This window comes from Mesorhizobium sp. LNHC209A00 (assembly GCF_000502915.1).
Lineage (GTDB): Bacteria > Pseudomonadota > Alphaproteobacteria > Rhizobiales > Rhizobiaceae > Mesorhizobium.
In genome coordinates this window covers 135,151-155,151 of the sequence record NZ_AYWT01000002.1, presented here as the reverse complement: position 1 = coordinate 155,151, position 20,001 = coordinate 135,151, and the positions used below count along the sequence as shown (strand labels likewise).

17 protein-coding genes are annotated in these 20,001 nt (G+C 63.5%); 7 read left to right on the top strand and 10 right to left on the bottom strand.

What is annotated here, in order from left to right; genetic code table 11:
• Positions 1-34: 34 nt before the first annotated feature.
• Positions 35-535, bottom strand: coding sequence for an MmcB family DNA repair protein (locus tag X739_RS161770; RefSeq protein WP_023781655.1), 501 nt, complete (start codon positions 533-535; stop codon positions 35-37).
• A gap of 479 nt (positions 536-1,014) precedes the next feature.
• On the opposite strand from X739_RS161770, the gene X739_RS161775 reads away from it, so the two are divergent.
• Together X739_RS161775 and X739_RS161780 are read left to right on the top strand one after the other, a co-directional pair.
• The gene (locus X739_RS161775; RefSeq protein WP_156939818.1) at positions 1,015-1,158 is read left to right on the top strand and encodes a hypothetical protein; all 144 of its coding nucleotides are present in this window, start codon (positions 1,015-1,017) and stop codon (positions 1,156-1,158) included.
• Positions 1,159-1,240: 82 nt separating this feature from the next.
• Positions 1,241-1,432, top strand: coding sequence for a hypothetical protein (locus tag X739_RS161780; protein WP_023792758.1), 192 nt, complete (start codon positions 1,241-1,243; stop codon positions 1,430-1,432).
• A 291-nt stretch (positions 1,433-1,723) separates the two neighbouring features.
• Here X739_RS161780 and X739_RS161785 read toward each other — a convergent pair whose 3' ends face one another.
• A complete protein-coding gene (locus X739_RS161785) occupies positions 1,724-2,194 on the bottom strand; it encodes a nucleoside deaminase (protein WP_023792755.1) in 471 nt (156 codons plus the stop codon).
• Between the two features lie 100 nt (positions 2,195-2,294).
• Positions 2,295-2,774: a Cu(I)-responsive transcriptional regulator gene (gene cueR, locus X739_RS161790; protein ID WP_023792751.1), complete on the bottom strand. Its 480-nt coding sequence runs from the start codon at positions 2,772-2,774 to the stop codon at positions 2,295-2,297.
• Positions 2,775-2,999: 225 nt separating this feature from the next.
• On the opposite strand from cueR, the gene X739_RS161795 reads away from it, so the two are divergent.
• Positions 3,000-3,617 (top strand): L,D-transpeptidase, encoded by a 618-nt coding sequence (locus X739_RS161795; RefSeq protein ID WP_023792748.1) that lies wholly within the window; start codon positions 3,000-3,002, stop codon positions 3,615-3,617.
• Between the two features lie 158 nt (positions 3,618-3,775).
• On the opposite strand, the gene X739_RS161800 is transcribed toward X739_RS161795, so the two are convergent.
• From X739_RS161800 to X739_RS161825, 6 genes are all read right to left on the bottom strand, one after another.
• Positions 3,776-4,345, bottom strand: coding sequence for a NifU family protein (locus X739_RS161800; RefSeq protein WP_015314175.1), 570 nt, complete (start codon positions 4,343-4,345; stop codon positions 3,776-3,778).
• Between the two features lie 210 nt (positions 4,346-4,555).
• Entirely contained in the window at positions 4,556-5,047 is a 492-nt protein-coding gene (locus X739_RS161805) for a universal stress protein (protein ID WP_010913128.1), read from the bottom strand.
• Positions 5,048-5,149: 102 nt separating this feature from the next.
• Positions 5,150-6,217: a tryptophan--tRNA ligase gene (trpS, locus tag X739_RS161810; protein WP_023792743.1), complete on the bottom strand. Its 1,068-nt coding sequence runs from the start codon at positions 6,215-6,217 to the stop codon at positions 5,150-5,152.
• Between the two features lie 173 nt (positions 6,218-6,390).
• Positions 6,391-7,998, bottom strand: a complete 1,608-nt coding sequence (gene murJ / locus X739_RS161815; protein ID WP_023792740.1) for a murein biosynthesis integral membrane protein MurJ — start codon at positions 7,996-7,998, stop codon at positions 6,391-6,393.
• Positions 7,999-8,044: 46 nt separating this feature from the next.
• On the bottom strand, positions 8,045-10,846 hold the full coding sequence (locus X739_RS161820; RefSeq protein ID WP_023772518.1) for a [protein-PII] uridylyltransferase: 2,802 nt from the start codon (positions 10,844-10,846) through the stop codon (positions 8,045-8,047).
• Positions 10,847-10,935: 89 nt separating this feature from the next.
• Complete coding sequence (locus X739_RS161825; protein ID WP_023772519.1) at positions 10,936-11,739, bottom strand: glycosyltransferase family 25 protein; 804 nt, start codon at positions 11,737-11,739, stop codon at positions 10,936-10,938.
• Between the two features lie 237 nt (positions 11,740-11,976).
• On the opposite strand from X739_RS161825, the gene X739_RS161830 reads away from it, so the two are divergent.
• The 3 genes from X739_RS161830 (at position 11,977) to X739_RS161840 (ending at position 15,873) form a co-directional block, all read left to right on the top strand.
• Entirely contained in the window at positions 11,977-14,493 is a 2,517-nt protein-coding gene (locus X739_RS161830) for a heavy metal translocating P-type ATPase (protein WP_023772520.1), read from the top strand.
• A gap of 43 nt (positions 14,494-14,536) precedes the next feature.
• Positions 14,537-14,929 (top strand): DUF305 domain-containing protein, encoded by a 393-nt coding sequence (locus X739_RS161835; RefSeq protein WP_023772521.1) that lies wholly within the window; start codon positions 14,537-14,539, stop codon positions 14,927-14,929.
• A gap of 98 nt (positions 14,930-15,027) precedes the next feature.
• The gene (locus X739_RS161840) at positions 15,028-15,873 is read left to right on the top strand and encodes an aldo/keto reductase (protein WP_023772522.1); all 846 of its coding nucleotides are present in this window, start codon (positions 15,028-15,030) and stop codon (positions 15,871-15,873) included.
• Here the strand turns inward: X739_RS161840 and mutS are convergent, their stop codons facing one another.
• Positions 15,874-18,606, bottom strand: a complete 2,733-nt coding sequence (mutS, locus tag X739_RS161845) for a DNA mismatch repair protein MutS (protein WP_023772523.1) — start codon at positions 18,604-18,606, stop codon at positions 15,874-15,876.
• A gap of 159 nt (positions 18,607-18,765) precedes the next feature.
• Here mutS and X739_RS161850 point away from each other — a divergent pair, with 159 nt between their 5' ends.
• Positions 18,766-19,959, top strand: a complete 1,194-nt coding sequence (locus X739_RS161850) for a glycosyltransferase (RefSeq protein WP_023772524.1) — start codon at positions 18,766-18,768, stop codon at positions 19,957-19,959.
• Positions 19,960-20,001 lie beyond the last annotated feature (42 nt).

The following is a 20,001-nucleotide window of genomic DNA, read 5'->3' as shown; positions in this document are numbered from 1 at the left end:
CTGACAGTTGCGGGCGTCAATTTCAGGGCCGCGATTACTCGCTCTCCCCCTCCAGCGCCGGCACCGCGACACCCGCCAGCTCAGCCGCCAGCAGCCGCGCCGCGCCGGCCCGCGCGATGCGCAGCATCAGCGCCTTCCGCGTCGCCGCCGCCATGCGGTGCTCGGGCGCATCGCGCAAAATCTCGGCGCCATAGCCGTCGGAGAGGATGAAGCCGCATTCTTCCGGGAAAATCTCCGGCGGCACGCCGGGATGTGTGGCGAAAAAAAAGCGGTCGGAATGCAGCCGGTAATCAGGCCATTTGCGATCGACCCGGAAATCCTCGATCGAGGATTTGATCTCGATGATCCAGATATCGCCCTGCCGCGTCAGCGCCACGAGATCGGCGCGCCGGCCGGTGGCCAGCGACAGCTCAGGCAGCACATGCGCGCCCATCTGCATCAGCAACCGCTGCACGCCCCGCCGCACCAGCATGGCGCGCTCGGACTGGCGACCGTCGATCAGAGGGTTCAGGAGAATCGGGGAGATGATTGGCATGGCAGGCACCATGCCAGACTTTGTTCACGGTTTGAACCGGTTTTTATGGGGCGATTATACGGTTGACCAAACCCAAAGTGAAATAGGGGAGACGGCACAAAAATAATTCTGCTAAGCTACGGAACCATTTTGGCGCATGGCAGTTCGGCAAGCCATGGATTGGAACACCGCATCCTCTATCATCCAGGTAAACCTTACTCAGGAGCAATCGCGAAAGCTCCTAGAGGAAGTCGCCAGCGTGATGTCCGAAAGCCGCCGGCTCATCGAGCGGTCCCGCCGTCCCCTAAGTCGGGCGGATTCGAAAGCGATCCTCGGCCCTTCACCCGGCCTGTCCCTTTCCGTTGAATGAACGGCATCTCCCGCGCGTTAACTGATTTTGCAATCTCTGCCTTGAAGCTCCGGTTTCAACCAGCATATTCCCCTATATGCCTGGCAGGGACATTTCCATCTTCGATCTTGATGCGCTTCGTGAGGCATTCATGAAGTCTGTCCGCGAAAACAACGTCTCGCCTGCCGAATGGGGCGAACATGCCCAATGGTTCATTCAGCAGCTGGCGGTCCACAAACTTTCGGAAGTGGCGGTTAGCCAGATCACCGGAGCGGCGGACGATAGCCAGCAATAAGCCCACAAATCGCACTTGATCTGACGACTTCGCTGGCCCTATAAAAATCGACGTTCCCCATTGCTTTCTAGGGAGGCATGCGATGGATAACGTGGTCCCGTTCCGCAATGTGCCGGCTTGTGTCGAAGTGGCGGAAGTCTCTGGCGAATGGCTCGTCCGCGTCACCGAAGGCGGCCAAGAACTTACCCGATCATTTGAACTGGAATCGTTCGCGCTGTCCTATGCGGAAGGCCAGCGGATACGCTTGGGGCTGGATAGGGTCGTGCTGCTCTAGGCTGAATTCAGTTTGGGAAGGGCCCCTAAATCGAGGGAGTTTGCCGGCTGACCGGGGCGGCTCGGCGGTTTGGGGGGACATAAATACGGGCAAAACCGCCGAGCCTGACTGGCGGCGGCAAATTTGGGGATTTGGGAGTTCGCCGTCAGCTTTGACCAGGGTATCGCAGGGTTGACGGGTTGGCGTCATTCGAACGAAGGGCGGCGTTCCGCTCAAGTCCATGTAGCAGTGCCCACATTGCGCCTATGTCCGGTCCGCTCTTTCTGACCTTTCGCGGGGCGTGGGGAACAACTACCGACGCCAGAAGCCACGGTGCACCGATACAAGTTCATCCTCGATTTCGGGGAAGGGGCCGTGGACCTCGATCTTCTTCTGTCCAGAGCCGAGCACAATTCGCGCGGACAGGCTCATCGTCGGATTTTCGGGATGGTCGCCGGTCAGCGCGAGAAGCTCGGTCTCCTCGAAGCCATAGACAAGCCGGCCGATATTGGCCCAGTAGAGCGTTCCGGTGCACATCGCGCAGGGCTCGCCGGTTGAGACCAGCGTGCATGCCCAGAGAAACTCCGGCGGATAGGCTGCCGCCGCGCGCCGCGCAAGCTCGGTCTCGGCATGATGCACGGTGTCGATGTTGCCTTGGCGCATGAGGATTGCGTCGTCGGGGCCGACCAGCACCGCGCCGAAGGGATGGTGGCCGTGCACGGCAGCCTCGCGAGCGACCGCATCGGCGGCGCGAAGGTGGGCGAGCATCTGGTCGCGGGTCATGCGCTCTCTCCGGCCATTGGGGTCACCGGCGCGGCCGGCGGTAGTGCTTTTACCTGCGTTTATATTGGGCGTGCAATACCACACGAACCAATGCTGGCCTTCACGAGCGCGTGGCAAGGCGGCTAACGCCGCCCAGGCCACTGTCTTCAACAGGCGGTCTATTGCTCCTGCGGTTGGGCTTCCCGCTGACGAACGCCGCCCCTGCCATGTCATCCAGAATCGGGCAGTCCGGCCGCTCGTCGCCGTGACAGGCATGGATCAGCTTCTGCAGCGTCGAGCGCATCGATTGCAGCTCGCGCACCTTCTCCTCGATGGCGGTGACATGGGCGGCGGCGATTGCGCGCACGTCGTGGCTGGCGCGTCCGCGGTCCTTGTAGAGCGCCATCAGCTGGCGACAATCGTCTATTGAAAAGCCGAGATTGCGCGCGCGGCGCAGGAAGGCCAGCCGGTGGATATCGTCGCCCGAATAATCGCGATAGCCATTGGCGGCGCGCGCGGGCGCGATCAGGCCGATCTCCTCATAGTAGCGGATGGTCTTGGCCGGCAGGCCTGAGCGGTGGGCGGCGTCGCCGACATTCATGGCGGGTCCTCGACTTTTCCAGGCCTGCAATTCAGGCCCATTGAATTTCCTTCACAATCCGGTGAAGTATGTTGCCGAAATGCCATAGTGGGACGCATACCAGCACGTAAGGTCCCGCATATAGGCATCGTGTGCTTGGCAAGCAAAGCAAATGCCAGCATGAATGATGGCGAGAAAGCGGCCGACTCGTGCCGCTCTAGTTTGGGCGGGGCACCGGATCACCACATGCGCATGAAGTCGCTTGCAATCATCGCCGCATTGGCGCTGTCCACTGCTATTGCCGGTTGCAGCACCATCGGCGGGCAGCTGTTCTCCAACGACTATGGCGCGGTGACCGATGCTGGTTACCAGCTGCCACGTATCCCCATCGAGAAGGTGCCCTCAAAGTACCATCGCCAGGAAGTGGATTACGACTCCAAGGAAAAGCCCGGCACCATCATCGTCGATACGCAGAACAAGTTCCTGTACTTCGTCGAGGGCGATGGCCGGGCAATCCGCTACGGTATCGGCGTCGGCCGCGAGGGCTTCGAATGGCACGGCACCGCCCATATTGCCATCAAGCGCGAATGGCCGACCTGGACGCCGCCTTCACAGATGATCAAGCGCCAGCCCGAACTCGCCAAGTTCGCCGGCGGCATGGATCCGGGCCTGAAGAACCCGCTCGGCGCGCGCGCCATGTACCTGTTCAACAAGGGCGGTGACATGGGCTACCGCCTGCACGGCAGCCCGGAATGGAACTCGATCGGCAAGGCCATGTCGTCGGGCTGCATCCGGCTGATGAACCAGGATGTCATCGACCTCTACAATCGCGCCGAGGTCGGCGCCAAGGTCATCGTTCTTTAGGCCATGATCGCGGAAAGCCTGTCCGCTTTTCCGGCATTCGTGGTTAAACTGCAAGTCGCCCTTCATACGCGGACCGTCTAGGCAACAACGGACGTCCCAAACAGAAAACCGGGCAATTCGGCCCGGTTTTTTGTTGTCTGTGAGTGGGAAATTGCGGTCTAAGAGACCTGCTCGACCTGCTGCACTTCCGGCACGAAATGGCGAAGCAGGTTCTGGATGCCGTGCTTCAGCGTCGCCGTCGACGACGGGCAACCGGCGCAGGCGCCTTTCATGTGCAGGAACACAGTGCCGTTCTCGAAGCCGCGGAAGGTGATGTCGCCGCCGTCCTGCGCCACCGCCGGGCGCACCCGCGTGTCGAGCAGCTCCTTGATGGTGATGACGAGTTCCTCGTCGGCCTTGTCGTAGAATTCGCCGGTCTGGCTGGTCTCGGCGGCGGGGCCGGCCTTGGCCATGACAGGCGCACCGGACATGAAATGCTCCATGATGGCACCGAGGATCGCCGGCTTCAGGTGCTGCCAGTCCGGGCCGTCCTTGGACACGGTGATGAAATCGTAGCCGAAGAACACGCCGGTGACGCCGGGGATTTCGAACAGCCGCCCAGCCAGCGGCGAGGCGATGGCCGCACTGTCGGCATCGCGGAAATCGGCGGTGCCTTCTAGGAGCACTTCCTTGCCGGGCAGGAATTTCAGCGTCGCCGGATTGGGCGTCGACTCTGTCTGGATGAACATGGCCGTCTCCATGCCCGTTTTTGGGCAACTAGTTTGGAATAGTTCTAAATAGGCTCTATCGGCTGGACATTCAAGCGAAACGCATCGCCGGGACGGCTGGCCGGCGGAATGTTTTTTCGAGCCTACCGCCGTCTTGAGATGTGTTGAGATTCAGGAAGCGCAGGTATAATGCATTTGCAGACCGGCCTCACCTGAATATATCAACATAGCTCAGGCGAGGCTGTCGATTTCCTCATCCGACAAATTCTGCGGCACCACGGTCACCGGGATCGGAAAGGCCGCGCCTTTGCCGGCCACGGCTCCGACCAGCGGTCCTGGACCTTCCTTGCCGGCGCCGGCCGCCAGCACGAGGATGGCGATGTCCTGGTCCTCCTCGATCAGCTTGTGGATCTCTTCAGTCGGCTTGCCCTCGCGCACCACCATCTCCGGTTCGATGCCGAGCTTCTGCCGCACCTTGTTGGCGTAGCCGTCCAGCGCCGCGCGCGCCGTGGCGTTCGCCTCTTCGCGCATGATCTTCTCGACCCCCAGCCAGTGCTGGAAATCGTCGGGTACGATGACATACAGCAGCACCAGCGTGCCGCTGGTGCTCTGCGCCCGTTTAGAGGCGTAGGCGACGGCGCGTTCGCATTCCGGCGTGTCGTCGATGATCGTCAGGAATTTCCTGCGATGACCGGCTTCGCGGCTGAGGCGTTTGGAGACCATGTCAATCTACTCGGTATCTTTCCGGCCGCAATTTGCCACCGCCGCTGACCGGCGGCAAGCCGCCGGCCTTGTGCCAGTGTTGTGCAGTGCACGGCGCCGCGATCAGCCTTGCAGCAGCCCGATAATGTCGCGCACCGTCTTCATCGTCGTTTCGGCGAGCACGCCGGCGCGTTCGCCGCCATCCCGCAGCACGGCGTCGACATAGGCGCGGTCGCCCTGGATGCGGCGCATCTCGGTGGCGATCGGCGCCAGCCTCTCCACCGCGAGGTCGGCCAGCGCCGGCTTGAATACAGAGAACTGCTGGCCGCCGAATTCCTTGAGCACATCGGCCTTCGACATCTCGGCGAGGCCAGCATAGATGCCGACCAGGTTCTCCGCCTCCGGCCGGCTTTCCAATCCGTCGACCTCGCTCGGCAAGGCCTCCGGGTCGGTCTTGGCCTTGCGGATCTTCTTCGAGATGGCGTCGGCATCGTCGGTCAGGTTGATGCGCGACAGGTCCGACGGGTCCGACTTCGACATCTTCTTGGAGCCGTCACGCAGCGACATGATGCGCGCTGCCGGCCCGCCGATGACCGGCTCGGTCAACGGGAAATAGCCGTTCACCGTCTCCTCGCCTATCCTCATCTCGACGCCGACGCCAAGACCGGCGATGCGGTCGGAAAAATCGTTGTTGAATTTTTGCGCGATGTCGCGTGTCAGTTCCAGGTGCTGCTTCTGGTCCTCGCCCACCGGCACATGGGTGGCGCGATAAAGCAGGATGTCGGCCGCCATCAGCGAAGGATAGGCAAGCAGGCCCAGCGAGGCGTTCTCGCGGTCCTTGCCGGCCTTGTCCTTGAACTGCGTCATCTTGTTCATCCAGCCGATGCGCGCCACGCAATTGAAGATCCAGGCGAGCTCTGCGTGCTGCATCACCCGCGACTGGTTGAAGACGATGTGCTTCTTCGGGTCGATGCCGGAGGCGAGGAACGCCGCGGTGATCGACCGCGTCTGGTCGGCAAGGTCGTGATGGACAAGCTGGGCGGTCAGCGAATGCAGGTCGACGACGCAATAGATGCAGTCGGACGTATCCTGCAGGGCGACAAATTTCTTGATGGCGCCGAGATAGTTGCCCAGATGCAGATTGCCGGTCGGCTGGACACCGGAGAAGACGAGTGGCTTGAAGGCGGACATGGTTTTCCTCATGGCTTGTGGAGGGCCGTATAAGCGTGATTCCGAAAAGTTGCGGACTTTTCGGAGCCAATCATGCGGCTGGAAACCGCGCGCGGCGACGTTCTTGCGACGGCGCGCTTATGGACGAGAGCGCGGATGGGATCAAGACCGGCCAGGCGGGATGGCCGGCCGATTTATTCGTCGAGTTCCGATTTTGCCACGGACGGGCCGGCTTCTGTTCCCCGGCGCCCCACATTGCGCCGGATCATCCCGAAATCGGCACCGCCGGTTGCGAAAGCGGTGACGAAATAGAGCAGCGCCCCTCCGGCCACCAGTGCCAGCACCGTCGTCGCCTTGACCACCAGCGGCGAGCCGGGCCCGATCCTTGTAGCCAACCAATGCTCGGCGAAATAGAGGGCGACACCCATGACCACCGCCGACAGCACCAGCCGCGGGATGCGCCTCAACAGCGGCACGTCGCGGCCCCAATGGCCGCGCCGGATCAGCACGGCAAGCAGCATCAGCGCGTTGACCCAGCCGGCGACGGCGGAGGCCACGGCGATGCCGGGTGCACCCATCCTCGGGAACAGCGTCAGCGCGGTAGCGACGTTCACCGCCACCGAGATTGCGGCGAAGATCATCGGCGTGCGCGTATCCTCGCGGGCGAAATAGCCTGGGGTGAAGGCCTTGATCAGCACGAAGGCCGGCAGGCCGAGACCGAAGATCGCCAGGATCGCCGCCACGACGGGCGTCGAATGGTTGGTGGCGAACGCGCCGCGCTCGTAGACCAGCCGCACGATCGGCTCCGCCATCACCCAAAGCGCCGCCGCCGCCGGCAAGGTCATGAACAGGGTGAATTCGACGGAGCGGTTCTGCAGATTGGCTGCCTCCATCAGATTGCCTGACTTCAGCGCCCGCGACAGTTCGGGCAACAACACGATCGCCACCGCGACACCGACGACACCGAGCGGCAATTGGTAGACGCGGTCGGCATAAGCCAGCGAGGACACGGCACTGTCCTGCGCCGAGGCGATGGCTGTTCCGATCAGCTGGTTGATCTGGGTGATGCCACCGGTGATCGCCGCCGGTAGCGCCAGGATCAGGAGCCGCTTCACGTTCGGCGTCATCTTCGGTCGGCGGAAGCCGATCGAGATGCCCGCATTGCGAACCGCCACCCAGACGATGGCGAGCTGCACGACGCCGGCCGCCAGCACGCCCCAGGAGAGGCCGAAGCCGACAGCGTGTGCATCCAGTCCGTGGTACCAGGCATAGCCAAGCACACTAATGAGGATGATGTTGAGGAAGGCCGGCGCGATTGCCGCGGCGAAATAGCGCCGCAAGGAGTTCAGCATGCCCGCCATCATGGCGGCGAGCGACATGCAGATCAGATAAGGGAACATGATCGTCGCAAGCGTGACGGTCGTCTCGAACTTGCCCGGTGTGTCGGCAAAGCCCGGCGCCACCAGGTAGCGCACGATCAGCGGCATCGCCAGTTCCATGGCGATGGTCAGCGCCAGGAGCGCGGTGAACAGCACCCCGAACACCTCTTCGGAAAAACGCTTGGCGCCATCGGTGCCGTGCGTCTCGATCTCCTTGGCGAACAGCGGCACGAAGGCGGCATTGAACGCGCCCTCGGCGAACAGCCGGCGAAACGTGTTGGGGAACTGGAAGGCGGCGTTGAAGGCGTCCGCGACCGGCCCGGTGCCGAGTGCGGCCGCCATCAGCATCTCGCGGCCGAAACCGAGCGCACGGCTCATCAGCGTGCCGGAAGCGACGGTAGCGAATTTCTTGACGAGACTCATGCGTTCGCAGACTGCCTGTGGGGTTGGAAGAAGGAGATGATGGCCGTCACTCGGCGGCTGCCTTGGCCTTGCCGCCGCGTTCGAGCGCTACACCTTCGAGCGTCGCTATCAGCCGGTTGCGGGTGGTGGCGATGCGGGCCGGGTTGTCGATCTTCTGGCCGGTGAGGTCGGTGACATAGAAGGTGTCGATGACCTTCTCGCCGAAGGTGGTGATATGCGCCGATGCGATGTCCAGCGACAGGTCGGACAGTGTTCCGGTGATTTCCGACAGCAGGCCGGGGCGGTCGAGCCCCTCGACCTCGATCACCGAAAACCGGTTCGACAATGCATTGCGGATTTCGGCGCGTGGCGGGATCTTGAAGACCTTGGATCCGCGCCTTGGCTTGGTGCGCTTCTCGATCATCTCCGGCAGCCAGCTCTTGCCCGACAGCACGTCCTCGATCAGCCGGCCGACGCGCTCGGCGCGCCGGCGTTCGTCCTCGTCGCGGTCGAATTCTCTCGAGATCAGGATCGTGTCCAGCGCGCGGCCGTCCGACGTGGTGAAGATCTGCGCGTCGACGATGTTGCCGCCGGCGCCGGCGCATGCCCCGGCGATGACCGAGAGAAGACGGGGATGGTCCTGCGCCAGCACGGTGATTTCGGTCACCGCCTCGAATTGGTGGGTCTTGACCATGGTGGCGAGCTTATTGCCCGCCGCGTCCGCCTCGCGGATGAATTCGGCGTGGCGAAGCTGGTCCGGCAGGTCCACGGTCAGGAGGTAGTTTTCATAATGCAGTCCGACATAGCGCTTGCGCGCCTTGTCGGGCCAGTCGGCGAGCGCCTCGGCCAGGCGTTCGCGCGCCGCCGCCGTGCGTTGGGCGCGCGAGACTTCCGAAAAGCCGCCGGTCAGCAGCAGTTCGGTCTCGTAGTAGAGCGTACGCAGCAACTGGCCCTTCCAGCCGTTCCACACGCCCGGTCCGACGCCCCTGATGTCGCAGACGGTGAGGACCAACAGCATCTTCAGCCGCTCGACCGATTGCACGATCGAGGCGAAGTCCTCGATCGTCTTGCGATCGTTGAGGTCGCGGGTCTGCGCCGTCATCGACATGACGAGGTGGTTCTCGACCAGCCAGGCGACGGTTTCCGTATCGGCCGGCGAAAGCCCCATATGCGGGCAGATCCGCCTTGCGATCCTGGCGCCGGCCTCGGAATGGTCCTCTGGTCTGCCCTTGGCGATGTCGTGCAGCAGTACGGCGACATAGAGCGCCTCGCGGCTTTTCTTCAGCCCCGGCATCAGCGCATGCGACAGCGGATGCACCTTCTCGCCGTCGCCGCGCTCGATCTCGGCCAGCACGCCGATGCAGCGGATCAGGTGCTCGTCGACCGTGTAGTGGTGGTACATCGAGAACTGCATCATGGCGACGATCTTGCCGAAATCCGGGATCAGCCGGCCCAGCAATCCCGCCTCGTTCATCCGCCGCAGGTTGAGCTCGGCGTTGCGGTCCGAGGTCAAAATGTCGAGGAACAGCCGGTTGGCTTCCTCGTCGCGCCTGAGCGATTTGTTGACCAGGCCGAGCGAACGGGTGAGCAGTTTCAGCGCATCGGGATGAAACTCCAGCCCGTGCTTGTCGGCAAACCAGAACAGCCTGAGAAGATTGACCGGGTCGCGCTCGAAGACGCCGTCGTCGGCGATGTTGATGCGATGGTTGTCGACGATGAAGTCCGACGTGCCGGCAAGCTTGCGCTTGCGGCGCTGGAAGGTGAGGAAGATGCGGTTGAAGCCGGGAACGTGCTTGGCCTGCTCCTCCTCCAGGGCGGCGCAGAAGATGCGGGTCAGGTCGCCGACGTCCTTGGCGACGAGGAAATAGTGCTTCATGAAGCGTTCGACCGCCGACAGGCCGGGGTGGGTCGTATAGCCGAGCCGTTCGGCGATCTCGCGCTGAATGTCGAAATGCAGCCGCTCCTCGGCCTTGCCTGTGAGGAAGTGCATGTGGCAGCGCACCGCCCACAGGAAATCCTCGGCCTTCTGGAACTCGCGGTACTCGGCTCCGGTGAAGACGCCTTTCTCGACCAGTTCCTCGCCGGTGCGCACGCGGTAGAAATATTTGCCGATCCAGAACAGCGTCTGAAGGTCGCGCAGGCCACCCTTGCCGTCCTTGACGTTGGGCTCGACCAGATAGCGGCTTTCACCGGCCTTGGCGTGGCGCTCGTCGCGTTCGGCGAGCTTGGCCTGTACATATTCCGGGCCGGTCGTGCGCACCACCTCATGGTCGAAGCGCAGCATCAACTCGTCATAGAGCTTGCGTTCGCCCCACAGAAAACGGGCTTCCAGGATCGAGGTGCGGATGGTGATGTCGGTGCGCGACAGCCTGAGGCACTCATCGATGTTGCGGGTGGCATGGCCGACCTTCAGCCCCATGTCCCACAGCATGTAGAGCATGTATTCAACCGTTTGTTCGCCCCACGGCGTCTGCTTGTAAGGCAGCAGGAACAGGAGGTCGATGTCGGATCCCGGCGCCAGCGTGCCGCGGCCATAACCGCCGACGGCAACGACCGCCATGCGTTCGGCGGAGGATCGGTTCTTCACCCGGTAGACATGGGTTGCGGCAAAATCGTAGAGCGAGCGGATCAGCTCGTCCATCAGGTGCGACAGCCGTTCGGCGCAGGCGTTGCCGCCACCATCTTGCCTCAGCATGGCTTCGGCTGTCTTGCGGCCCTCGGCGAGACGCCGCTTCAGAAGCTGAAGAACGGCCGTGCGGATGGCCTTGCTGGAACCGTCGCCGGCACTGGCCTCGGTTAGCGCGGTCATCTCGCGGCGCAAGGCTTCGCCGTCGATCAGTTCATCGAGCTTCAGGGAGATTTTCGCCATAGATACCGGTTGGCCTTGCCTTTTGGGCGGCGTCTATAGCGTGTTTTCGCGGCGCTGGGTATGGGCCTGCTGTCAATCCGGCAAACGCTCTAGTCGGTTGCCTCGACTGGAGCGAGCGGGACGACAATCTGCCGCCGTAGCCTGCAGAGATCGATCATCTGCCGCGCTGCCCGCCTGGCCTCCCTGCGAATACGCGCGAGAGCCGGTATCCCGTGTCCATTGGCGAGCCCGCTTGCGACCCACTCGGCCTCCCGACTCTGTTCGAGCAGGCTCGGCAACCTGTTGCGCACGAATTGGTCCTGCGCACAGAGCGCCGGAACAAGCTGGTAGATCGTCTTGCCGGTCGAGATCGCGAATGTGGGATCGAAGACGAGATTGTCCACCGCCACATTGACATCGGCGGTTGTCTCGAGAAGCGCGCGTGCCGTCTGCCGGGAGAGCAGGTAACCGCCCGTGCCTATGTGGTGCTTGCGGAGCCTGAACAGCGAAAACCCGCCGCCGACGGGCAACCTCTCCCGCTGGATCACGGTAGTGTGGAAGAATGTCTCGAGCTTGACGACATCGGCGTCGGCGGGGATCCAGTTCGTATCGGCAAGCAACGCACCGGCTTTCGCGGAAAACACCATGTCGTCCTCGAAGACGGCGCCGAAGGGCGAGTCGTCTTGCGCGATGATGGCCCAGCAGGCGCGATGGCTGTGCAAGCATGCGATCTCGCTGCCGGACAGACGTCGCACCGCATATCGTGCATGCTGGCGCTCCAGCGCGAGGTCTGGCCGGTCCCTTGCATCGATTGCGGCGACCCGCTCGAATCCGAGGCCGATGCGCGCAAACTCCGCCCTCATATGGGCAAGCCGGTCGGGAGACCGATCGAGGTTGATGACCAGACGCTTCATCTGTTGAACGAATCCAAGGCGGCACCAAGCTGCCAGAGCGCAACAATTTTAATGAGAAGAATTTTGACACGGCAATTCTAGCGAGCAACGTTTAGCATCGATAGCGCGTTTGTATAGGGAAATTCTTCCGATCCGACGACTCCCCAACTCCTGAATGTGAAAGGTCAAAACAGCCCTTGACCTTCCAGTTACTGGAAGCACTACCTCTGCTTCGAAGCATTGCATCGAGGCATCGAAATGACGCATTCAGATCACGATCATCACACGCATGGCGCCCATGGTGGCGGCTGCTGCGCGGCAAAGGGCACGGGCGGAGGCTCGGATGCGGTTCTGCGCGATCCGGTCTGCGGCATGGCGGTGGAGCCGGCCGCCGGCAAGCCGACATCCGAGCATGGCGGCCGCCTCTATCATTTCTGCAGCGAGCGCTGTCGTTCGAAGTTCAAGGCCGAGCCGGGAAGCCACCTGATCGCAGTCGACCCTGTCTGCGGCATGAGCGTCGACCGCGCCGACGCCAGGTATTTCGTCCGCCATGAAGGCCAGGGTTTCTATTTCTGTTCGGCCGGCTGCAAGGCGAAGTTCGAGGCGGCGCCTCAAACCTATCTCGGCGACGGGCCAGCGCCGGCGCCGATGCCCAAGGGCACGCAATACACTTGCCCCATGCATCCGCAGATCATCCGCGACAAGCCCGGCTCCTGCCCGATCTGCGGCATGGCGCTCGAGCCCATGGGCGTGCCGACGGGCGATGAAGGGCCAAATCCCGAACTGGTCGACTTCACCAGACGCCTCTGGGTGAGCGCGGTGCTGTCGGTCCCGCTGCTGATCGTCGCCATGGCGCCGATGATAGGCCTGTCGCTTGAGGGCCTGGTCGAGGATCGCGCGAAGGTCTGGATCGAACTGATCCTGGCGAGCCCCGTGGTGTTGTGGGCAGCCTTCCCGTTTTTCCATCGCGGCTGGGACTCGATCCTCAACCTCAGCCCCAACATGTGGACGCTGATTTCGCTGGGTGTCGGCGCCGCCTATCTCTACAGCGTCGTCGCCACGCTCTTCCCGGACATCTTTCCGCATCAGTTTCGCGGCCATGGCGGTGCGGTGCCTGTCTATTTCGAGGCGGCAGCCGTCATCGTGGCGCTGGTCTTCCTCGGCCAGGTGCTGGAACTGCGCGCCCGCGAAAAGACCGGATCGGCGATCCGCGCGTTGCTCGACCTCGCGCCGAAGACCGCCCGGCGGGTCGCCGAGGACGGCGCCGAGATCGATATAGCGCTGGACGAGGTCAAGAGCGGCGATCGCCTGCGCATCCGTCCCGGCGATGCCGTCCCGGTCGACGGCACGGTGCTCGAAGGCCGCTCCTCCATCGATGAATCGATGATTACGGGCGAACCCTTGCCGGTCGAGAAGGCCGAAGGCGACGCTTTGACCGGCGGCACGCTCAACAAGAATGGCTCGCTGATCATGCGCGCCGAACGGATCGGCGCCGAGACGACACTGTCGCGCATCGTCGAACTCGTCGCCAAGGCACAGCGCTCGCGCGCGCCGATCCAGGGCCTGGCCGACCGCGTTTCCTTCTACTTTGTCCCGACCGTCGTCCTGGTCGCGATCGCCGCATTCGTCGCCTGGGCGATCTTCGGCCCCGAGCCCAGCCTGATCTTCGCCATCGTCTCGGCGGTTTCGGTGCTGATCATCGCCTGTCCCTGTGCGCTGGGTCTCGCCACACCGATGTCCATCATGACCGCTACCGGGCGCGGCGCGCATGCGGGCGTGCTGATCAAGGAAGCCGCCGCGCTGGAGCGCTTCGCCTCCGTCGACACGCTGATCGTCGACAAGACCGGCACGCTGACCGAGGGCCGGCCGAAATTGACCGATGTCATGGCTGCCGGCGGCTTTTCCGAGGACGAATTGCTGAGATGCGCCGCGACCCTGGAAAAAGGGTCGGAGCATCCGCTGGCCGAGGCAATCGTCGAGGGAGCCGGCCAGCGCGGGGTGAAGATCGCAGAGGCCCGCAGCTTCGAGGCAGTTACCGGCAAGGGCGTTTCCGGCTCGGTGTCGGGCAAGAAGGTCGCGCTCGGCAATGCCGCGATGATGGCCGATCTCGCCGTCGACGTTTCCGGGGTCCTGGCCAGCGTGGAAGCCTTGCAGGGCGATGGCAAGACGGTGATGTTCGTCGCTGTCGACGGCAAGCTGGCCGGCATCGTCGCCGTCGCCGATCCGGTCAAGGCAACCACGGCCGAGGCGATCAAGGCGCTGCATGACAGCGGGCTGCGGATCATCATGGCGACCGGCGACAATGAGCGGACAGCTAGGGCGATCGCTGGACGGCTTGGCATAGACGAGGTCCGGGCAGGTCTGTTGCCCGAACAGAAGGCAGCGCTGGTCGAGGAGCTGCGCGGCAAGGGTGCCGGCGTCGCCATGGCCGGCGACGGCGTCAACGATGCGCCCGCGCTTGCCGCCGCCGATGTCGGCATCGCCATGGGAACGGGCGCCGATGTCGCGGTCGAAAGCGCCGGGATCACATTGGTCAAGGGCGACCTAAACGGCATCGTACGCGCCCGAACCCTGGCCCAGGCGACCATCGGTAACATCCGGCAGAACCTGTTCTTCGCCTTCCTCTACAATGTGCTTGGCGTGCCGGTCGCGGCCGGCGTGCTCTATCCGCTCACCGGCACGCTTCTGTCGCCGATGCTGGCGGCGGCGGCGATGAGCCTGTCCTCGGTCTCGGTGATCGCAAACGCATTGCGCCTGAGAACGTTGAAACTCTGAGATTAACCCCCAGATACGAAACCCAACCGACAGGAGACTATGAATGACCTTGGCTAAAAAACTTGTGCTGCTGCTGATGGCCGCTGGAATGCTGCTTGCCGTCTTCCTCGAAAGCGTGCCGGCGCAGAGCGAGGAGATGAAGCACGACATGGGTGCCATGGCCATGGGAGCGGAAAGCCCTTCCACGGCAGGCTACAAGGCGGCAATGGACAAGATGCATACCGACATGATGGCCTCCCAATATACCGGCAGCGCCGATGTCGATTTCGTCCGTGGCATGATCCCGCACCATCAGGGGGCGATCGACATGGCCAAGGTCGAGCTTGCCAATGGCAAGGATCCGGAAATCCGCAAACTCGCCGAAGGCGTCATCGCCGCGCAGGAAGCCGAAATCAAGCAGATGCAGGACTGGCTCGTCGCCCATCCGGTGAAGTAAGGCATCAAACAGCGGCGACAGGACAACCCGAGCTCCATCCTGGATTTCTCCGTTTGCTTGTGATGCCATGCGCCTCGATCGCTTACCCAGGAGTCCCCATGCCCACGACGACAAGAACCACCAAGCTGCCTTCGGGCGAAGCCGTCCAGGTGCTGGGACAGGGCACTTGGAAAATGGGTGAGGATGCCCGCCGTCGAGCCGGGGAGGTCAATGCCTTGAAGCTTGGGCTGGACCTCGGCATGACGCTGATCGACACCGCCGAAATGTATGCCAGCGGCGGCGCCGAGGAGGTGGTGGCCGAAGCCATTGCAGGCCGGCGCGAAGAACTCTTTCTCGTCTCCAAGGTGCTGCCGTCCAACGCCTCGCGAGCCGGCGTGCCGGCGGCTTGCGAGAAAAGCCTGAAGCGCTTGCGCACCGATCGCATCGATCTCTATCTCCTGCACTGGCCGGGCAGCGTGCCGTTGGCCGAGACGGTCGAGGCCTTCGAGGCGTTGAAGAAGGCCGGCAAGATCCGCCACTGGGGCGTCAGCAATTTCGACACCGACGAGATGGAGGAACTGACCGGGCTCGGCGCCGGCGGCAATGTCCAGACCAATCAGGTGCTTTACAATCTGTCGCGGCGCGGCCCCGAGTTCGATCTGGTACCCTGGAGCCGAGAGCGAGGTATCCCGTTGATGGCCTATTCGCCGGTGGAGCAGGGTGCCTTGGCGCGCAACAGCAGGCTTGACGCCATCGCCGCCCGCCACAATGCGACCTCTGCACAAATCGCCTTGGCCTGGCTGATGCATCAGGACGGCGTTATCGCCATTCCCAAGGCCAGCAGCCAGGAGCACGTCCGCCAGAACTTTGCCGCGCTGGACATCAAGCTTACGTCCGGTGACCTCGCCGATCTTGACCGTGCCTTCCCGCCGCCGACGGGAAAACGCGGGCTGGAGATGATCTGATTATTTCCCCGTCAGCCCCTTCAGCCGGTAAAGCGCCTCCAGCGCTTCCTTGGGGGTCATCTCGTCGGGATTGATGTCGCCGAGCGCGACGCCCAGCGCGTCGCTCTTCACCGGCTTTGGCGCTTCCCGTTTCATCGCCACCGAAAACAACGGTAGGTCATCGACCAGCCGGTTGGTCTTGCCGGAGACCTCGCCTTCCTCCAGCTGGTGCAGCACCGCCTTAGCGCGGTCGACCACCGCTTCCGGCAGGCCGGCGAGCCGCGCCACCTGGACGCCGTAGGAGCGGTCGGCGGCACCCTTGCCGACCTCGTGCAGGAAAACGACGTCGCCTTCCCACTCCTTGACCCGCATGGTGACATTGGAAAGCCGCGCCAGCTTTCCCGCGAGCGACGTCATTTCGTGGAAATGGGTGGCGAAGATCGCCCGGCAGCGGTTCTTCTCGTGCAGATACTCCACCGCCGCCCAGGCAATCGACAGCCCATCGAAGGTGGCGGTGCCGCGGCCGATCTCGTCGAGGATCACCAGCGCCCGTTCGCCGGCTTGGTTGAGGATCGCCGCCGTCTCCACCATCTCGACCATGAAGGTCGAGCGGCCGCGCGCCAGGTCGTCCGAGGCGCCGACACGTGAGAACAGCCGGTCGACGACGCCGATATGGGCAGACGCCGCAGGCACGAAGGAGCCGGTCTGAGCCAGGATGGCGATCAGCGCGTTCTGCCGCAGGAACGTCGACTTGCCACCCATGTTGGGACCGGTCAGCAGCCAGATCGCGCCGTTCTTGGCATTGCCCTCCGGCGAGAGGTCGCAATCATTGGCGACGAACGGGCCTTCGCCCGAACGGCGCAGCGCCTGTTCGACCACTGGATGCCGCCCGCCAGAAATCTCGAAGGCAAGGCTGGAATCCACCACCGGCCGGCACCAGGCCTCGCTTTCCGACAGAAGCGCAAGCGCCGCCGACACGTCGAGCACGGCAAGCGCGTCGGCGCCGGCGCGGATCGCCTCGGCCGCGCCGACCGCCTCCGCCGTCAGCGCATCGAAGGCGGCCAGTTCGAAGCTCAGTGCCCGGTCGGCGGCATTGGCGATCTTGGTCTCGAGTTCGGCGAGTTCGGTCGTGGTGAAACGCATGGCGTTGGCCATGGTCTGGCGGTGAATGAAGCGCGCCTTGGCGCCATCGCTGCCAGTCATGACGGCATGATGATTGGCCGTCACCTCGATATAGTAACCGAGCACATTGTTGTGCCGGATCTTCAGGGAGCGGATGCAGGTCTCCTCGATCAACGAGCGCTCTAGTCCGGCGATCACTTTTCGTGACTCGTCGCGCAACGCCCGCATCTCGTCGAGTTCCGGGTGATAGCCGCCGCGAACGAAGCCGCCGTCTCGTTTGAGCAGCGGCAGTTCCTCGCCGAGCGCCTGGGTGAGATGCTGGGCAAGCGCCTTGGGCAGCGCGTTAATCGCCGCCATTGCGCCGGCCAGTTCCCAAGGCAAGGCGGTCGCGGCAAAGGTTTCGGCGATGGCGCCTGCCGCCTCGAAGCCGGCGCGCAACGCGCCGAGATCGCGTGGCCCGCCCCGGTTGAGCGCCAGCCTGGACAAGGCGCGAGGCATGTCGGCGACGCTCTTCAGGCTCATCCGCACCGCCTGGCAAAGCCTGACCTCGGAGCGGAAGAACGAGACGGAGTCCAGTCGCGCGCCGATGGCCGCTGGGTCGGTCAGCGGCGCCATCAGCCGGTCGGCGAGCAACCGTGCGCCCCCACCGGTCACCGTGCGGTCGATCGCCTTGAACAACGAACCCTCGCGGCTGCCGGACAGCGTACGCAACAGTTCGAGATTACCGCGCGTCGCCGGATCGATGAACAGGGTCGAGCCCTGCTCCTCGCGCTCGGGCCTCGACAGCGGCGGCCGCTCGGCCTTTTGCGTCTTCTCGACATAGGCGATGGCGCCCGAGATGGCCGACAGTTCGGCGCGCGAAAACGTGCCGAAACTGTCCGGTGTCGCCACCTCGAAGAAACGCGCGATCCGTCCCGTGGCCGAGGCCGAATCGAACAGGCTCGGCGGCTGTGGGCTGGCGACACGGCCGAGCACGTCGAACACCGGCTTCAGGTCGGGATCATGAAACACCGGCTCGGCGACGATGAGCTCGCGCGGATCGACACGGAAGATGTCGGCCAGCAGCCGGTCGCCGGTGGTCTCGGCGACGCGGAAGGCACCGGTCGAGATGTCGATCCAGGCAATTGCAAAGCTGTGCTCGCTGCCGCCCTTCACCCGACCCAACGCCATCAGAAAACTCGATTCCGACGGCGCCAGCAATTTGTCCTCGGTGATGGTGCCCGGCGTCACCAGCCGCACCACGTCGCGGCGCACGACCGATTTGGAGCCGCGTTTCCTTGCCTCGGCCGGATCCTCGATCTGCTCGCAGACGGCAACGCGGAAGCCCTGGCCGATCAGCTTCTGCAAATAGTCGTCGGCCGCATGCACCGGCACGCCGCACATTGGAATGTCGTGGCCCTGATGCTTGCCGCGTTTGGTGAGCACGATGCCCAGCGCCCGGCTCGCCTTCTCGGCATCGTCGAAGAACAGCTCGTAGAAATCGCCCATGCGGTAGAACAGCAGCGAATCCGGGTTAGCCGCCTTGATCTCGATGAACTGCTCCATCATCGGCGTGACGGTGGCAACGCCGGGCTGCGGCGGCGTCATCGCCTCGGGGGCGGCGTCGGGCTCGTTCGGGCTGTGCATGTTCATGGCGCGGCACGCTAGCAGATGTGATGGCGGGGTTTAATGCCAGGCCATCGAAAAGCAGGGGAAGACCGCGAGCTGTCTCCCCGGAATGGCTATTCGGCTGCATTGCCCGACGCGGCGATCCCAAATATCTGTCGTCTTTGGGTATAAGGGCGGGGCTTCATGGACAAAGACGGGCACGAAACGTTCGAGGAGATGGTGGGACCGATCGACTCGCCATTCGAGCGCTTCTGGCTCAATGCTGCTCGCCAGGCCGGCCAAAGGGTAGGCAATCTGAAGCAGCTGGCGGCCAATAGGCTTCCTTTCATCCTTCCGACTACCGGCCCTTTCTCCGGTTTCGACGGAGGCATCCGGGTAGCTGTCCATGTCATCAGTCATGATCCGCTGATGATCTACACGCCGATCGGCGGCGAGCGCCCCCTCAACTCGGTCGTGGCAATCGGCCGTCGCCTGGCCTCGCGCCGCGCCGCCTTCCTGATGATGCCTAACTGGACACTCGAGCGGCCGCGTCTCATCCCAAAGCTCGGCAGGGACCTCGCCTGGCACCGCGAGCGGTTTCCAGCTCATGAGTTGATTTTTCTCTGCAACACCGAGGAAGAGCGCCGTCTGGTCACCGCTGTTGGAGGAACCGCGATCTTCTCCAACCACAATCTGATGATCAACGAGGACATCTTCCGACCCTTGCCGGATGTCCCCGTCGAGTTCGACGCGGTCTATAATGCTCGCATCTCGCACACCAAGCGCCACCACCTCGCCTTCGATATCGAAAGGCTGGCCCACATCACCTTTTCGATCGGCGAGTTGCCGCGGGCCGGCAACCGTGCCTTCATCCGCCGCTTGCAGGCGCAATCGCCGCTGCATCGCATCGCCAACCCGATCATCGATGGTCTGGCTGGCTTGCTGCCGCCGCAGGAGATCAACCGCATCTACAACCAGGCTTCGGTTGGCCTCTGTCTGTCGGCGGCGGAAGGAGCGATGCGCTCCAGCATGGAATATCTGATGGCGGGGTTGCCGGTGGTGAGCACGCCCAGTCTTGGCGGCCGGGACGTCTTTTTCGATCCGGACTATTGCATCATCGCCGAGCCCGATCCGGCGGCGATCCGGCGCGCGGTCGAGACGCTGCGCGATCGCGCCATTCCCCGCGAGGAGATTCGCAACCGCACGCTGGCCAAGGTGCGGGCTCAACGACAGGAACTCACAGTGTTCCTGTCGGAACTGTTGAAGAGGATGGGAAGCAGCCAGCCGCCGCTATCGCAATGGCCGTTTCCCGAAATTGGTCTCTTGCGGCGCTGGGCAACGGCCCGCCAGCATGCGCACGAAATCACGACATTTGGAACGGCGCGGAAAGGCTTCTGACCGGCCGTGTCCGCTTTGAAGCAGCCTTGCCCAGCTTCGTGG

Excerpts from the sequence above, each read along its gene's own strand:
- murJ (WP_023792740.1), bottom strand. The coding sequence starts at position 7,998 with ATGAGTCTCGTCAAGAAATTCGCTACCGTCGCTTCCGGCACGCTGATG.
- X739_RS161830 (WP_023772520.1), top strand. The coding sequence starts at position 11,977 with ATGACGCATTCAGATCACGATCATCACACGCATGGCGCCCATGGTGGC.
- X739_RS161825 (WP_023772519.1), bottom strand. The coding sequence starts at position 11,739 with ATGAAGCGTCTGGTCATCAACCTCGATCGGTCTCCCGACCGGCTTGCC.
- X739_RS161850 (WP_023772524.1), top strand. The coding sequence starts at position 18,766 with ATGGACAAAGACGGGCACGAAACGTTCGAGGAGATGGTGGGACCGATC.
- X739_RS161780 (WP_023792758.1), top strand. The coding sequence starts at position 1,241 with ATGGATAACGTGGTCCCGTTCCGCAATGTGCCGGCTTGTGTCGAAGTG.
- X739_RS161795 (WP_023792748.1), top strand. The coding sequence starts at position 3,000 with ATGCGCATGAAGTCGCTTGCAATCATCGCCGCATTGGCGCTGTCCACT.
- X739_RS161775 (WP_156939818.1), top strand. The coding sequence starts at position 1,015 with ATGAAGTCTGTCCGCGAAAACAACGTCTCGCCTGCCGAATGGGGCGAA.
- X739_RS161835 (WP_023772521.1), top strand. The coding sequence starts at position 14,537 with ATGACCTTGGCTAAAAAACTTGTGCTGCTGCTGATGGCCGCTGGAATG.
- cueR (WP_023792751.1), bottom strand. The coding sequence starts at position 2,774 with ATGAATGTCGGCGACGCCGCCCACCGCTCAGGCCTGCCGGCCAAGACC.
- X739_RS161800 (WP_015314175.1), bottom strand. The coding sequence starts at position 4,345 with ATGTTCATCCAGACAGAGTCGACGCCCAATCCGGCGACGCTGAAATTC.
- X739_RS161805 (WP_010913128.1), bottom strand. The coding sequence starts at position 5,047 with ATGGTCTCCAAACGCCTCAGCCGCGAAGCCGGTCATCGCAGGAAATTC.
- mutS (WP_023772523.1), bottom strand. The coding sequence starts at position 18,606 with ATGAACATGCACAGCCCGAACGAGCCCGACGCCGCCCCCGAGGCGATG.
- X739_RS161840 (WP_023772522.1), top strand. The coding sequence starts at position 15,028 with ATGCCCACGACGACAAGAACCACCAAGCTGCCTTCGGGCGAAGCCGTC.
- X739_RS161770 (WP_023781655.1), bottom strand. The coding sequence starts at position 535 with ATGCCAATCATCTCCCCGATTCTCCTGAACCCTCTGATCGACGGTCGC.
- X739_RS161820 (WP_023772518.1), bottom strand. The coding sequence starts at position 10,846 with ATGGCGAAAATCTCCCTGAAGCTCGATGAACTGATCGACGGCGAAGCC.
- X739_RS161785 (WP_023792755.1), bottom strand. The coding sequence starts at position 2,194 with ATGACCCGCGACCAGATGCTCGCCCACCTTCGCGCCGCCGATGCGGTC.
- trpS (WP_023792743.1), bottom strand. The coding sequence starts at position 6,217 with ATGTCCGCCTTCAAGCCACTCGTCTTCTCCGGTGTCCAGCCGACCGGC.